This window comes from Novosphingobium sp. DS6-6, assembly GCF_057784975.1.
In genome coordinates this window covers 249,849-264,442 of the sequence record NZ_JBYNTS010000001.1, presented here as the reverse complement: position 1 = coordinate 264,442, position 14,594 = coordinate 249,849, and the positions used below count along the sequence as shown (strand labels likewise).

Genomic DNA, 14,594 nt, shown 5'->3' with positions numbered 1-14,594 from the left:
GGGCCTTACAGGTCCGAGGCCTGCATCGCGATGATCGGCCGCGGCGGCTCATGCGCCGCCATGCGCGCCAGCAGCAGATCGAGATCGTGTTCGGCCACCATGATCCCGGCGTGGACCGGGCGGATGAAGCCCGTGTCGATCATGTGGCGGTTGAACGCCAGCAGATGATCGAAAAAGCCCAGGGCGTTGAGCACGCCCACCGGCTTGGCATGATAGCCTAGCTGCGCCCAGCTGATCGCCTCCCACAGCTCGTCCATCGTGCCAACGCCGCCCGGAAGGGTGAGAAAGGCATCGGCCAGATCGACGAAAGCCTGTTTGCGCGCATGCATGCCGGGCACGATCTCGAGCCGGGTAAGCCCGCGGTGCGCCACTTCGGCACCGACCAGTGCCTCGGGGATCACGCCGATCACCTCGCCACCCGCGGCAAGCGCGGCATCGGCCACCGCGCCCATCAGGCCCAGCCGCCCGCCGCCATAGACGATGCCGATCCCGCGCTCGGCAAGTTGCCGCCCGACGTCTGCCGCCAAGCCGATATAGCGGGGATCGGCAGGGGTGGCCGACCCGCAATAGACGGCAACCCGTTTCACGCCAGGTCCTCCAGCATCAGCCTTGCGGTGGCCTTGGCGCTGCCGACCACGCCGGGAATGCCGGCCCCGGGATGGGTGCCAGCTCCCACCAGATAGAAATTGGCGATATCATCGTCGCGGTTGTGAGCGCGGAACCAGGCGCTTTGCGTCAAAAGCGGTTCCAGGCTGAACGCCGCGCCCTGATAGGCTGCAAGATCGGCCGCGAAATCCGTGGGCGCATAGTGGAACTTGGTGACGATGCGGCCATGAATGTCGGGAATCAGGCGCCGCCCCACTTCATCGAGAATGCGCTTTTCCAGAATCGGTCCCACTTCCGCCCAATCCACCGGCAGCTTGCCCATGTTGGCCACGGGCACCAAGGCATAGAACGTGCTCATTCCCTCAGGCGCGACGGAGGGATCGGTGATCGTCGGGTGGTGCAGATAGATCGAGAAATCCTGCGGCAGCACCCCATGCTGATAGATATCGTCGAGCAGTCCTTTGTAACGCGGGCCGAACAGGATCATGTGGTGGGGAATGCCCGGCCAGGTGCCTTCGATGCCGAAATGGACGACGAACAGGCTTGGCGAAAATTTCTTGCGTTTCAACGCCCGCGCACGCTTCTTGCCTACTGGGCTGTCACCCAGCAGATCGCGGTAAGTATGCATGATATCGCCGTTCGAAGCGACGGCATCGAAATTGCCGTGCCAGCCACTGGTGGTGCGAACGCCCGTGATGCGGTTGCCCAGGGTTTCCACCCGCACGACCGGGTCGCCCAGGCGCACTTCGCCGCCAATGCGCTGGAACTGGGTGACCATGCCGGCGATCAGGCGGTTGGTGCCGCCCTTGGCCCACCACACCCCGCCATCCTTTTCCAGCTTGTGGATCAAGGCATAGATCGCGCTGGTGCTCATCGGGTTGCCGCCCACCAGCAGCGTGTGAAAACTGAACGCTTCGCGCAGTTTCTCGCTTTCGACGAACTTCGACACCATCGAATAGACGGGACGCCATGCCTGATACCTGGCGAGCGCCGGCGCGGCCTTGATCATGCTGGCGAAATCGAGGAACGGCACTGCCCCCAGCTTGACATAGCCTTCCTGGAAAACCCCCGCCGAATAAAGCAGGAACTCTTCATAACCGGCAACGTCGCGCGGCGAGATCTTGGCGATTTCCGCGCGCAGCGAGGCTTCGTCGTTGGAATAATCGAAATTGGTGCCGTCGGGCCAGTTGAGGCGATAGAACGGCATGACCGGCATCAGTTCGACATCGTCGCCCAGATGATGGCCGGTCAGCCCCCACAATTCGTCGAGGCAGGCCGGATCGGTGATCACCGTTGGCCCGGCATCGAACGTAAAGCCGTCGCGCTGCCAGTGATAGGCGCGACCCCCCGGCTTGTCGCGCGCTTCGACCAGTGTTGTCTGGATGCCGCCGGCCTGAAGCCGGATGGCGAGGGCCAGTCCACCGAAGCCCGCGCCGATCACGCATGCCTTTTTCATTTACTTGCGCATCCCTGCCAGAGTGAGAGGCCGCGGCCGTGGCCCCGATCGGGTCAGCACCGCCAGCGCGCGCATGACCGGAACGGGCGGACGCCCCGCGAAAATGCGCACGCGATCGAGCATCGTGCTGCGGCCTGCGTAGAAACGTTCGATCAGCCGCCGATCCAGGCGATAGAAATGCTCCATCATCCGGTAGCGCGCCAGGGGTTCCGCCGCCTGGAACAGCATGGCCGAAAGCAGGCGGCCGAAACGCCCGCGCTGCCAGTGGCGGCGTGCCCAGGCCTCGCTGAACGTGGCGAGCGCGCCATGGTCGAGCGCGGGCTGCCGGGCCAGGGCCAGTGCGAACCGCACCGCATCGGGCACGGAATAGCTCGTCACCGGATGGAATAGCCCGGCACGCGTGCCGGCGCGTGCCGTTTCCCCGCCCGAAGCGCGCCAGAACGCATCCCAGTCTCCTGCCGAAACAACCGGCAGAACGCCCTGTTCCTCGTGCAGCACCTGGGTGATCGTCCATCCCTGGCTTTGCGCATAGGCGGCGATCCGGCTGGCCAGGGCCTGATGATCGATGGCCGGGTTGTCGCTGTAATAGGTATCTTCGATGAACACTTCGTCTGGCCCGAAGGGCAGGCAATAGACGAAGCGGTAGCCATCGATCTGTTCGACCGTGGCATCCATGATGATCGGGCTGGCAAGGCCATGCGGCCCCGCGAGCCTCACGCGCTGCCCCAGGAACTTCTGCCACCCGCCGCAAAGCTGGCCCTGCAGGCGGATGCCGCGCGCATCGATCACTGCGTCGCATTCAATCCGTGTGCCGTCAGCCAGCGTCACCGCGCCCGTGCCTACCGCCAGGACCCGCGCACCGGTCAGGATCGCCTCGGCCGGCAAGGCTGCCCGGATGGCGGCATCGAAGCGGGCCGATGTCATGGCGTAGTAGCTTGTCTGAAGATCGCGCCGATACTTGGGAAACCGCACCGCGTAATGCGCCCAGGCCCCGTCCACCATCGGGGCCAGCAGGTCCCGCCCCGCCTTGCCGACGTCCGACCCGAAGAACGACCACACGTGATTGCCGCCCAGCGCCTGGTCCTGCTCGACAAGCAGCACCCGGCAATCGGGCCGCGCCTTGTTGAGGGCAAGCGCGACCAATCCGCCGGCAAGGCCCCCGCCCAGGATCGCGATGTCGGCATGGCGAATGCTCATTGGCATGGCGTTAGGCCAGGCGGGGCGCCCATGCAACCGCCCCTAAGGGTCTTGGCATGCGGCGGGCGCGTTTACGGATCGAAGGCTGGCGAAGGCGGGGGCGCAAGGGCTTGCGAGGCGTGGCGGTTGAACGTATCAAGGAACCACCCCGGGGAGCCAGTGGCCGCGGCCGCGCATGCGCGCTGTCAGGTTGATCAATGGCTGAGAGGGGCTGGTCACGCAGCCCGACCCGTCGAACCTGAACCCGTTAGCACGGGCGGAGGGAGGGCCGGCCAAGCGTTGTCGCGCATGCCATCAGCCTTTCGTTCGTCCACACGAAAGGAACCTCGTGCATGGCCGATCTCAATTCTCCGCTGAAAATCGGTGTCACCACCGGCCCGATCCGCGGCAGCCGCAAGATCCACGTGGAATCGCCGCGTTTTCCCGGCCTGACGGTGGCCATGCGCGAAATAGCGCTGGAACCCGCCTGTGGCGAAGCGCCGCTGCGCGTCTATGACACGTCGGGTCCCTATACCGATCCGGCATGCACGATCGATATCCATGCCGGTCTGCCGCGCCTGCGCCATGACTGGATCGTGGGCCGGGGCGATGTGGAAAGCTATGCCGGGCGGGCGGTGAAGCCCGAGGACAACGGCCTCAAAGGGCCGGATCGTTCGGGCGGGGTGCCGGCGTTTCCCAACGTCAATCCCACCCCGCTGCGCGCCCGGGCAGGCGGCAACGTCACGCAGATGCATTACGCACGGCAGGGCATCGTCACGCCCGAAATGGAATATGTCGCCATTCGCGAGAATCTGGGGCGCAAGCAACTGAAAGACGCGCTGGCCCGCGATGGCCATGACTGGGGGGCAAGCATTCCCGACCACGTCACCGCAGAATTCGTGCGCGACGAAGTGGCGCGCGGGCGGGCGATCATTCCCAGCAACATCAACCATCCTGAAAGCGAGCCGATGGCGATCGGGCGCAATTTCCTGGTCAAGATCAATGCCAATATCGGCAATTCCGCCGTCGCGTCGGACGTGGCGAGCGAAGTGGACAAGATGGTCTGGGCGATCCGCTGGGGTGCCGATACGGTGATGGACCTTTCGACCGGGCGCAACATCCACGACACGCGCGAATGGATCCTGCGCAACAGCCCGGTGCCGATCGGGACCGTGCCGATCTATCAGGCGCTGGAAAAGGTGGGCGGCGTGGCCGAAGACCTGACCTGGGAGATTTTCCGCGATACCTTGATCGAACAGGCCGAACAGGGCGTCGATTACTTTACCATCCATGCGGGGGTGCGGTTGCCCTACATCCCTCTCACCGCCCGGCGCGTGACCGGCATTGTCAGCCGTGGCGGCTCGATCATGGCCAAGTGGTGCCTGGCGCACCACAAGGAAAGCTTCCTCTACGCGCATTTCGACGAGATCACCGAAATCATGAAAGCCTATGACATCGCCTATTCGCTGGGTGATGGTCTGCGCCCGGGATCGGTGGCCGATGCCAACGACGAAGCCCAGTTCGCCGAGCTTTACACGCTGGGTGAACTGACCCGGCGCGCCTGGGCGCAGGACGTGCAGGTGATGATCGAGGGACCTGGCCACGTGCCGATGCACAAGATCAAGGAAAACATGGACAAGCAGCTCGCCGCCTGCGGCGAGGCGCCGTTCTATACCCTGGGGCCGCTCGTCACCGATATCGCGCCGGGGTATGACCATATCACCAGCGGCATCGGCGCGGCGATGATCGGCTGGTTCGGCACGGCGATGCTCTGCTATGTCACGCCCAAGGAACACCTGGGCCTGCCCGATCGCGACGACGTGAAAGTGGGAGTCGTGACGTACAAGCTGGCCGCCCATGCCGCCGACCTTGCCAAGGGCCACCCGGCGGCGAAGCTGCGCGACGATGCATTGAGCCGCGCCCGTTTCGAATTCCGCTGGCGCGACCAGTTCAATCTCAGCCTCGATCCGGAAACGGCCGAGCAGTATCACGATCAGACGCTACCTGCCGAAGGGGCCAAAACGGCGCATTTCTGTTCGATGTGCGGGCCCAAGTTCTGTTCGATGAAAATCACCCAGGAAGTGCGCGCGTTCGCCTCGCGGCAGAACCAGACGCCCGAAGCGTTCCTGGCTACCGAGGAAGCCGAGGCGGGCATGCGCGCGATGAGTGAAAAGTACCGCGAGGCGGGAAGCGCGCTCTATCTGCCGGCCAGCAGCTAGGCAGCGTGGACAGGAATTTGTCCACGCTGCCTAAAACCAGCTCAGGAACCGGAGTGGTTCCCGCGCATTGCCGCTCTGTTGCAGAACATGGCACGCCCCCGGCGGGCGCGCCGTATTTCATCGATGGAGAGGAAGCCATGAAGAAGGCTTTGCTGGCTATGGCGCTGGCCGCGTCCGGCCTGACCGCCGCCTGTGCCGACGATTATGCTTATGGCGGCCGGCCCGGATATGGCGGCGGCCCCTACGGCGGCGATTACGGCGGCGATTACGGCGGCTGGGGCTATCGCGACGATCGGTTCTATCGGCGCTATGGCGCTTATGATTACAACCGTCCCGACCCCCGCTATGGCGGCTATTACGCCGACCGGTACTATCGCAACGATCCGCGCTATGGCGAACGCCGTATGGGCGCGGACGATCGCGTCTATCGCGGCCGCGACGGTCGCTATTACTGCCGCCGCTCGGATGGTACCACCGGCCTGATTGTCGGCGGCGTGTCGGGCGCGGTGCTCGGCTCGATCATCGCGCAAGGCGACTCCCGGCCGCTTGGTGCGATCATCGGAGCCATTGGCGGGGCCGCGGCGGGGGCGGCCATCGACAGCAACAACGTCCGCTGCCGCTGATCAGCCGCACGGGCATGGAAAAAGGCCCTTTCGCAGCGATGCGAAAGGGCCTTTGAGCAGGTCGGGTGCGGCAGGGTTGTCCCTGCGCCAGAGCGCCGATTACTTGGAAGCGACGTCGATGCCCAGCTTCTTCACTTCATCGAGCGAGAAGGTAACCGGGCGGTTGTTGAACGTGCCTTCGACCGACTTCTTGCGGATGTGCAGTTCGAACGGAACCTTGCCGGCATAAGCAGTGCCGCGGACGATCTTTTCTTCGCCGTTGACTTCGGTGGTGTAGGAATAGCTCACGCCCTTGTAGGCGAAGTTATCGGCACGCGTTTCGGCCGAAGCCATGGCGGGAGCGGCAACGAGCAGCGCGGCGGCAATCGAGATAGAAAAACGAAACATGGCAATTTCCCCTGGTGAATAAGGCGAGATTGCCTTCGGACACCCGTCTGTTGTGTTCTTGTTACGCCCCATTTCGCTCATGCTGCGACTGCGAGCAATTGATTAGGTTGCGACCCCGATTGCATGAAATGCAACTGCTGTGAAAAGCGAGAGAAAGACGTTGAATTTCAGCTTTCAAAAAAGCGGTTCGGGCATCGCCGTGGCCCTAACGGACAGGTCATTTGAACGATTTCCGTCCGCACAAAGGCATACTGAATGCGCATGAGCCGTCGCGAGACGGATTGGTTTACCCCGCCTTGGACACAAGGCTTGTGCAAGTTTGCGGCATAGGTTCGAAGCGAATTGCTTGTCATGCAAGTTGGCATCGGCATCGGCGCCGGACGCCATGCGCGGCGTTCCGGCGCCGTTTCCGGCCGGGGCATGTGCGCGGGGACCGATCAGGGTGCCGGCGTGGCCTGGCCGCTCACTATCCCCTGGCGATCGGGCTGCGCGCTGTTCAGCGCCCCGGTGATCCATATTGCCGAAAGGGCAACGATCGACAGGACCAGACTGATCAGCAGCACCCAGCGAACGACGTTGAGGCCGGTGCCGCTGCGTGCTTCTTCGGTCGAAAGGTGCGCGCGGGGCGGTTGTCCGGGCGTATGTTCGTTGTGCATGGCGGCGCTCTCCTGCATAGCGTGCGGGTGGGCATGCCTGGCATGCCCTTTCCGGTTCTACGTTCGGAGAAGCCGCGTGTTCCGCGCTCAGTCCCGCAGCAACTCGTTGATGCCGGTCTTGCTGCGGGTCTGCGCATCGACCGTCTTTACGATCACCGCGCAATAGAGCGAGGGGCCGGGGGTGCCATCGGGCAAGGGTTTGCCGGGCAGCGCGCCAGGGACAACCACCGCATAGGGCGGAACGCGGCCGATGTGCACCACGCCGGTCGCGCGATCGACGATCCTGGTGCTCGCGCCCAGGAACACGCCCATCGACAGGACAGCCCCTTCGCCCACGATCACGCCTTCGGCCACTTCCGAACGCGCACCGATGAACGCGCCGTCCTCGATGATCACCGGCCCGGCCTGAAGCGGTTCCAGCACGCCACCGATCCCCGCGCCGCCCGAAATATGCACGTTCCTGCCGATCTGCGCGCACGATCCGACAGTGGCCCAGGTATCGATCATGGTGCCTTCGTCCACGAACGCACCGATATTGGTGAAGCTGGGCATCAGCACCACGCCTTTGCCGATGAACGCCCCGCGGCGCGCCACCGCGCCCGGCACCACGCGAAAACCGGCCGCGCAAAAGGCCGCGTCGTCCCACCCTTCGAACTTGCTGGGCACCTTGTCGAACGCCGGGGCGCCGCCGGCACCGTTTTCGACCACGGCGTTGTCGTTCAGCCGGAACGAAAGCAGGACGGCCTTTTTCAACCACTGATTGACGCGCCATTCCCCGTCGATCTTTTCGGCTACGCGCGCCTGGCCGGCATCGAGCAGGGCCAGTGCCTGTTCCACCACGGCGCGCACATCACCGCTTGCCGGCGTCACGTCCGCGCGATGGTCCCACGCGGCCTCGATGGCGGCTTCCAGCTGTGCGGTCATGCGTCATGTCTCCCGAAATAGGCGTTCCCTTTGCCCGGCGCGCCTAGCTCAGGCGGTCGTTCTCGGCAAGCGCATCGAGCCACGCGGCAAGGTCGTCGATGGTTTCGTCGATGGCGCTTTCATCCCTGGCGCGGGCGCCCCAGTCGGTTCCGAAATCTAGCCAGATGGTCTGCATCCCCAAAGCTTTCGCCGGCGTGAGATTGCGCGCGGAATCCTCGAAAAACACCGCCCGCGCGGGATCGATGCCGAACGCCGAGACGATGCCGCGATAGGCCGATGGCTCTGGCTTGGGCTTGTATTCCATCGCGTGAATGTCCCACATGCCCTCGAAACAGTGGGTGATGCCAAGAGCATCGAGCACCCGCGTGGCATAGGCGGCATCGCCGTTGGTGAAGACCAGACGGCGCCCCGGCAGGCGCATCAGCCGGTGGGCGAGGCGCGGCGCGCAGGCCAGCGGCGTCATGTCCACGTCGTGAACATAGCCCAGGAATTCATAGGGATCGACGCCGTGAAAATGCATCAGACCGGCAAGCGTGGTGCCATGATCGTGAAAGTACATCTTCTGCACACGCCGCGCTTCGACATGATCGCAGCCCAGCAGATCGGCGATGTAGGCACCCATGCGAACGTCGATCTGATCGAATAGACAGGTTTCGGCCGGGTACAGCGTGTTGTCCAGATCAAATATCCAGCAATCGACACGCGAAGGATCAAAGGGCATTCGTCATCCTTGAGCATGGCCCTTGGTTGAGAGCACGGCCACGCCGCCTGCCTGCAAATTCACCGCGGGGCAAGCTTCCTCAGCCGGGCGTTCTTACGATCTTCCAGGATCCATAGCGTGCCGTCGCCCGCTTCGCGAATCTCGCGAATGCGCGTGCCAAGATCGATCCGCCCCAGTTCCCGGCCGACCATGCGCCCGTCCGGCCCCTTCTCCAGGGCCACCCGCACGATGCCGTTGCTGACCAGCCCGGTGATCAGCGCCTGGCCACGCCATTGCGGAAAGGCCTTGCCCGAGTAGAAGATGAAATCGCCCGGCGCGATCACCGGGTTCCAGCTGATCGCCGGCGCTGCCAGATCGGGCCGCGTCGCGTGGCGCGCAATGGGCCGGCCATCGTAATGATCGCCATCGGAAACCAGGGGCCAGCCATAGTTCCTGCCCGGCTCGATCAGGTTGATCTCGTCGCCACCGGCCGGGCCATGTTCCAGGTTCCACAGCCGCCCTTGCGCATCGAACTGCAATCCCAAGGTGTTGCGGTGGCCCAGGGTCCACACTTGCGCCGCCACCCCGCCGCGCGCGGCAAAGGGGTTGCCGGGCGCGGGCTGGCCGTCGAGCGTCAGGTGCAGGATCTTGCCCAGATTGCCCTCCATGTCCTGCGCGGGAGTGAACTTCTGCCGGTCTCCGGAAGCCAGGAACAGGCTCTTGCCGTCCGGCGCAAAAGCGATGCGGTGGCTGAAATGGCCCCGCCCGGTCACTTTGGGCACCTGCCGCCAGATCACCTCCAAGCCGTCCAGGCGCGGCGCGCCCTGATCGAGGACCAGCCGCGCCCGGCCAAGCGCAGCCCCGCGGGTGTCGTGCGGCCCGGCTTCCACCCAGGTCAGGTAGATCAGGCCGCTTCGCGCGAAATCGGGGGCCGGCACTATGTCGCCCAGGCCGCCCTGGCCACCGGCATCCACTTTGGGCGTGCCCGCGACGATCCGGGCTTGGCCGCCTTCGCGCCACAGCTTGAGCGCGCCGGTGCGTTCGGTCACCAGCACGTCGGGCCGGCCCGGCAGGAACGCCAGTGCCCAGGGGTCGTCAAACCGCGCCAGATCGGTGATGACGATGCCGTCGCGCTGCTCGGGCGTTGCCTCGCCGGATTGGGCTTGCGAACCACAGCTTGCGGCCAGCAGCGCAAGCGGCGATAGAAGGGTGAGGATCGTTTTCGTTTTCATGCCGCATACAATGCCCAAATCCTTGCCTTGTGCCACCAGGATCGCCCATTTTTCGGGGTACATCATCGGTGTCGATGAAGCCGGGCGTGGCCCGCTTGCCGGCCCGGTGGTGGCCGCGGCCGTCGTGCTCGGCCGTCGCCCGCCCGAAGGTCTGGCCGATTCCAAGAAATTGTCGGCCAGGCGCCGCGCTGACCTGGAAACCCGGATCAAGGCCGGCTGCGTCTGGTCGGTGGGGGTGGTCGAGCCCGAAGACATCGACCGGATGAACATTTTCGGCGCTACGATGCTGGCCATGACTCTGGCGGTCAAGACCCTCGTGGCGCAGTTCGAGGGAGTGGTCGGCGAAGTGCGCGTCGATGGCAATCTCACGCCCCATGGGCGCCAGGCCGAATGGTGCTGGCCCGCGCGCCCCATCGTTGGCGGCGACGGCAGCGAGCCCTGCATTTCGGCCGCCTCGATCATCGCCAAGGAACACCGTGACCGCCTGATGCGCGCCGCCGCCGAAATCCACCCGCATTATGGCTGGGACCGCAATGTCGGCTACGGTACGGCAGAGCACCTTGCGGCGCTGCGCATGCACGGACCGACGCCTTTGCATCGCCGCAGTTTTGCGCCTGTCGCGCAATTGCTGCTGCTGTAGGTGGCCCGGTCAAATAATTTTCGGTCGGGCACAACCTACCACATGTTGAGTCATCCCTGGTCGCAAGGGCTCTACATATGGCTTCCGGACTCGTTCCGTTCTGCTTTCCGCAGGGCGCGACTCGCGGTTAGTCGGCGAGTCGCGCCTTGACCAGAGGCACTGGATGATTCAGATTCGCACTGGCACGGCCACAAGCGGAAGGAATGATGATGACCACGGCAGCAACGATGCGCACCGGCCCCTTGCGGGGAAAGCCGGCCCGCACGGCAACGCCCGTGGCGCTGCCCGTCAACCGCATCCTCAAGGGCGATTGCATCGAATTGATGCGTGCGCTGCCGGCCGCGTCGATCGACATGATCTTCGCCGATCCGCCCTACAACCTGCAACTGGGCGGCGATCTGGCCCGGCCCGACGGCAGCCATGTCGATGCCGTGACCGATCATTGGGACAAGTTCGACAGTTTTGCCGTCTATGATCGCTTCACCCGCGAATGGCTGAGCGAAGCCTATCGCCTGCTGAAGCCGGACGGTGCCATCTGGGTGATCGGCAGCTATCACAACATCTTCCGCCTGGGGGCGATGCTTCAGGACATGGGGTTCTGGATTCTCAACGACATCGTCTGGCGCAAGACCAACCCCATGCCTAATTTCAAGGGCACCCGCTTTACCAACGCGCACGAAACCCTGATCTGGGCGGCCAAGAGCGAAAAGGCGAAGTACACGTTCAACTATCGCGCGATGAAGACGCTGAACGACGAACTGCAGATGCGCTCGGACTGGGTGCTGCCGATCTGTTCGGGCAAGGAGCGGCTCAAACGCGGCGGTGCCAAAGCGCATCCGACGCAAAAGCCCGAAGCCTTGCTCTATCGCGTGATCCTGGCGACTACCAGCAAGGGCGACGTGGTGCTCGATCCGTTCTTTGGCACGGGAACGACCGGTGCGGTTGCCAAACGCCTGGGCCGCAACTGGATCGGCTGCGAACGCGAAGACGATTACATCGCGGTTGCGCAGGAACGGATCGAGATGGCCTTGCCGCTCGACGAAAGCGCACTCCAGACCATGCAATCCCGCCGCAGTGCGCCGAAAGTGCCGTTCGGATCGCTGGTCGAAAGCGGCTGGCTGGTGCCCGGCACGGTGCTGGCAGACCGGAAACGCCGATGGCAGGCCGTGGTCCGCGCCGATGGCAGCGTGGCCGTGGGCCAGGACAGCGGCTCCATTCACGCCATGGGTGCCAAAGTGCAGGACGCCGCTTCGTGTAACGGGTGGACGTTCTGGCACGTGATGGACCAGGGCACGCTCACGCCGATCGACGTGCTGCGCCAGCGCTATCTGCTGGCGGTGGAGGATTGATCGCAGGGGCATGACCCGGACCGTCTATCTTCGCCCGATCGTGCTGGGCGAAAGCCCCCAGGCCGATGGCGGGCAGACCGTCAGGCTGGCCGGTGGCCTGGCCTGCGCCAGCCGCTTTGCCCTGATGGTGCGCGCCGATGGCCGGATCGTCTCACGCCATGTGCTCGGCGCGGCAGAGGTTGCGAGCACCATTGCCACGCTGCCCGATGCCCTGGCGCAGGAGGCGCACGCGCAATGGGACAATCTGCGCAAAAGCCACGCGCCGATCGGCTGCGGAGAACGGGTGCTGCGGTTGGACCAGCCCATGGTCATGGGCGTTCTCAACGTCACGCCGGACAGCTTTTCCGATGGCGGCCAGTTCCTCGACAAGCCGGAAGCGGCGCTCGATCATGCCGCCGGCATGTTGCAGGCGGGGGCGGCCCTGATCGACGTGGGCGGCGAATCCACCCGCCCCAATGCCGCCGCCGTCTGGGAGGGGGATGAATTGAAGCGCGTGGTGCCGGTGATCGAACGGCTGGCCGCCGCGGGCGCCGCCATATCGATCGACAGCCGCCGCTCCACCGTCATTGCCGCGGCGCTTGCCGCCGGCGCCCACATCGTCAACGATGTTTCGGCACTGCGCCATGATCCGCGCAGCGCGGAAATCGTCGCGGCCAGCGGCGTGCCGGTGGTGCTGATGCACGCACCGGGCGGTGCGCAGGATCTGCACGCCGACGGGCATTATGGCGATGTCGTGCTCGACGTGTTCGACGATCTGCGTGCCCGGCGCGATGCGGCCATTGCCGCGGGCATCGCGCAAGACCGGATAGTGCTCGATCCAGGGATCGGCTTTGGCAAGACGCTGGCGGAAAACCTGTCTTTGATCAATGCTTTGCCCTTGTTTCATGCGCTGGGCCAGCCGATACTGTTCGGCGCCAGCCGCAAGCGCATGATCGGCGCGCTGTCAAACGAGGCCCCGACGCATCAACGGTTGGCAGGATCGGTGCTGCTGGCGGCCAGGGCGTTCGACGCGGGATGCCAGATCGTGCGTGTGCACGACGTGGCCGAAACGGTGCAGGCCATGCGCGTGTGGCGCGGCCTGCGCGATGCGGCGCTGATGGATTTTTCGCAAGTCCCGGACTGAAGCAGGCATCGCGGCCGGTTGCGTCCAAGCCGGCTGAGTCCAAGCCGGCTGGGGCCAGGCCTCAGGCCGCGTTGTCGATCCCCAGTTCCGACAGCTTGCGATAGAGCGTCGATCGGCCGATGCCCAGGCGCCGCGCCACTTCGGTCATCCGCCCGCGATAATGGCCGATGGCCAGGCGGATCACGTCGGCTTCGATCTCTTCCAGCGGGCGCAGGTTGCCATCGGGCGTGAACAGCATCACGCCCGCCCCGTCGCTGATCGGCGCCGGGCTGCGCGGAGCTTCGCCCACCATCGTCGAGAGATTGGGGAAATCCTGCGCCGTCAGCGTTTCGGCATCGCAGAACACCGCGGCACGAAACAGGGTGGCCTGCAATTGCCGTACATTGCCCGGCCAGTCATAGGCCTTGAGCAGGGCAAGGGCCCCGTCGGTGATGCCCAGCGGGCGCAGTCCCGGCTGTTCGCCGATCCGCGCCAGGAAATGCCGCGCCAGGGCGGCAATGTCGCCAGCCCGCTCCCGCAGGGCCGGCAACTGCACATGCACGGCGCTCAACGCGTCGACCAGCGGCGGATGATAGAAGCCGCCATCGGCCAGATCGCGCAGCGGGGCATTGCTGCACACCAGCAGGCGGACGTCGATGCGGAACGAATGGCGCGCGCCGATCGGCTGCACGTCGCCCCGGTTCAGGAACTGGGCCAGCCGTTCCTGAACATGGTCGGGAAGGCGGTCAACCTCGTCGATCACCAGCGTGCCGCCATCGGCATGCTGAAGCGCGCCGATATGCCGATCGAAAGCGCCGGGGAAAGCGCCTTTTTCGTGGCCGAACAGCACGCTTTCGATCTGGTTGGCGGGAATGCCGCCCGCATTGACGATGCGCAGCGGCGCTTTGCTGCGCGGGCTGGCGGCGTGCATCGCGCGCACCAGCATTTCCTTGCCGGTGCCGCTTTCCCCCTCGATCAGCACGGTCTGCTGGGTGCGCGCTGCCTTGGCGGCCACGGCAAGGGCGGCACGGAATGCCGGCGCCGCGCCGATCATCGAATCGAAATCCAGCGTGGTGCCGATCTTTTCTGTCAGGGGCTGCAGTTCGGCCACCGGCGCCTCGCGCATCGTCGCGCTGCGCAGTGCCTGCAGCAGCCGATCCGGCGCGACGGGCTTGATCAGGTAATCGGTGGCACCCGCGCGCATGGCTTCCACGGCGAGCAAGGGCGAAGCGCTGGTGGTCAGCATCAGGATCGGCAATGCCGGGCGCCGCGCTTTGAGTTCGGCGATCAACGCGCAGGCGTCGTCTCCCGGAACCCATTGATCGAGAATGATCGCGCCAAGCTGCATGCCCTGCCGGGTGCCGAGCGTGGCGATCGCGGTCTCGGAATCGCGGGCCACGATCGTGCGCCATCCTTCGCGGGCCGCCAGTGCCGTGATCAACCGGCATTGGGCGGGCTCGTCATCGATCAGCATCAGCAGGCGGTCGTTGGCGTCGGCCATGGTTTTCCCGTCATTGCAACGTG

Annotated in this window: 14 protein-coding genes; 5 read left to right on the top strand and 9 right to left on the bottom strand. The window is 65.0% G+C overall.

What is annotated here, in order from left to right; translation table 11 throughout:
• Positions 1–5: 5 nt before the first annotated feature.
• From AC3EDY_RS01260 to crtY, 3 genes are read right to left on the bottom strand one after another with little or no spacing between them, the layout of a single operon-like run.
• Positions 6–587 carry an LOG family protein gene (locus AC3EDY_RS01260; RefSeq protein ID WP_488570626.1) on the bottom strand — a complete coding sequence of 194 codons (582 nt, stop codon included), beginning with the start codon at positions 585–587 and terminating at the stop codon, positions 6–8.
• Positions 584–2,062, bottom strand: coding sequence for a phytoene desaturase (locus tag AC3EDY_RS01255; RefSeq protein ID WP_488570625.1), 1,479 nt, complete (start codon positions 2,060–2,062; stop codon positions 584–586). Before AC3EDY_RS01255 ends, AC3EDY_RS01260 begins: the two co-directional genes overlap by 4 nt.
• Positions 2,063–3,259 carry a lycopene beta-cyclase CrtY gene (gene crtY, locus AC3EDY_RS01250; protein WP_488570624.1) on the bottom strand — a complete coding sequence of 399 codons (1,197 nt, stop codon included), beginning with the start codon at positions 3,257–3,259 and terminating at the stop codon, positions 2,063–2,065.
• Positions 3,260–3,591: 332 nt separating this feature from the next.
• On the opposite strand from crtY, the gene thiC reads away from it, so the two are divergent.
• Both thiC and AC3EDY_RS01240 read left to right on the top strand, forming a co-directional pair.
• Positions 3,592–5,457 (top strand): phosphomethylpyrimidine synthase ThiC, encoded by a 1,866-nt coding sequence (gene thiC, locus AC3EDY_RS01245; RefSeq protein WP_488570623.1) that lies wholly within the window; start codon positions 3,592–3,594, stop codon positions 5,455–5,457.
• Between the two features lie 137 nt (positions 5,458–5,594).
• Positions 5,595–6,080, top strand: coding sequence for a glycine zipper 2TM domain-containing protein (locus tag AC3EDY_RS01240; RefSeq protein WP_488570622.1), 486 nt, complete (start codon positions 5,595–5,597; stop codon positions 6,078–6,080).
• Between the two features lie 99 nt (positions 6,081–6,179).
• Here AC3EDY_RS01240 and AC3EDY_RS01235 read toward each other — a convergent pair whose 3' ends face one another.
• The 5 genes from AC3EDY_RS01235 to AC3EDY_RS01215 all read right to left on the bottom strand — a co-directional run bounded on the left by AC3EDY_RS01235 (position 6,180) and on the right by AC3EDY_RS01215 (position 9,979).
• Positions 6,180–6,467 (bottom strand): hypothetical protein, encoded by a 288-nt coding sequence (locus tag AC3EDY_RS01235; RefSeq protein ID WP_488570621.1) that lies wholly within the window; start codon positions 6,465–6,467, stop codon positions 6,180–6,182.
• A gap of 437 nt (positions 6,468–6,904) precedes the next feature.
• Positions 6,905–7,123, bottom strand: a complete 219-nt coding sequence (locus tag AC3EDY_RS01230; RefSeq protein WP_488570620.1) for a hypothetical protein — start codon at positions 7,121–7,123, stop codon at positions 6,905–6,907.
• Between the two features lie 87 nt (positions 7,124–7,210).
• Positions 7,211–8,047: a 2,3,4,5-tetrahydropyridine-2,6-dicarboxylate N-succinyltransferase gene (dapD, locus tag AC3EDY_RS01225; protein ID WP_488570619.1), complete on the bottom strand. Its 837-nt coding sequence runs from the start codon at positions 8,045–8,047 to the stop codon at positions 7,211–7,213.
• A gap of 43 nt (positions 8,048–8,090) precedes the next feature.
• Positions 8,091–8,768 carry a pyrimidine 5'-nucleotidase gene (locus AC3EDY_RS01220; RefSeq protein ID WP_488570618.1) on the bottom strand — a complete coding sequence of 226 codons (678 nt, stop codon included), beginning with the start codon at positions 8,766–8,768 and terminating at the stop codon, positions 8,091–8,093.
• A 59-nt stretch (positions 8,769–8,827) separates the two neighbouring features.
• Complete coding sequence (locus AC3EDY_RS01215) at positions 8,828–9,979, bottom strand: PQQ-dependent sugar dehydrogenase (RefSeq protein ID WP_488570617.1); 1,152 nt, start codon at positions 9,977–9,979, stop codon at positions 8,828–8,830.
• Between the two features lie 10 nt (positions 9,980–9,989).
• On the opposite strand from AC3EDY_RS01215, the gene rnhB reads away from it, so the two are divergent.
• The 3 genes from rnhB (at position 9,990) to folP (ending at position 13,091) form a co-directional block, all read left to right on the top strand.
• Positions 9,990–10,619, top strand: coding sequence for a ribonuclease HII (gene rnhB, locus AC3EDY_RS01210; protein WP_488570616.1), 630 nt, complete (start codon positions 9,990–9,992; stop codon positions 10,617–10,619).
• 227 nt (positions 10,620–10,846) lie between these two features.
• Complete coding sequence (locus AC3EDY_RS01205; RefSeq protein WP_488570844.1) at positions 10,847–11,968, top strand: DNA methyltransferase; 1,122 nt, start codon at positions 10,847–10,849, stop codon at positions 11,966–11,968.
• 10 nt (positions 11,969–11,978) lie between these two features.
• Positions 11,979–13,091, top strand: coding sequence for a dihydropteroate synthase (gene folP, locus AC3EDY_RS01200; protein ID WP_488570615.1), 1,113 nt, complete (start codon positions 11,979–11,981; stop codon positions 13,089–13,091).
• Positions 13,092–13,152: 61 nt separating this feature from the next.
• On the opposite strand, the gene AC3EDY_RS01195 is transcribed toward folP, so the two are convergent.
• The gene (locus tag AC3EDY_RS01195; protein WP_488570614.1) at positions 13,153–14,571 is read right to left on the bottom strand and encodes a sigma-54-dependent transcriptional regulator; all 1,419 of its coding nucleotides are present in this window, start codon (positions 14,569–14,571) and stop codon (positions 13,153–13,155) included.
• Positions 14,572–14,594: the final 23 nt, after the last annotated feature.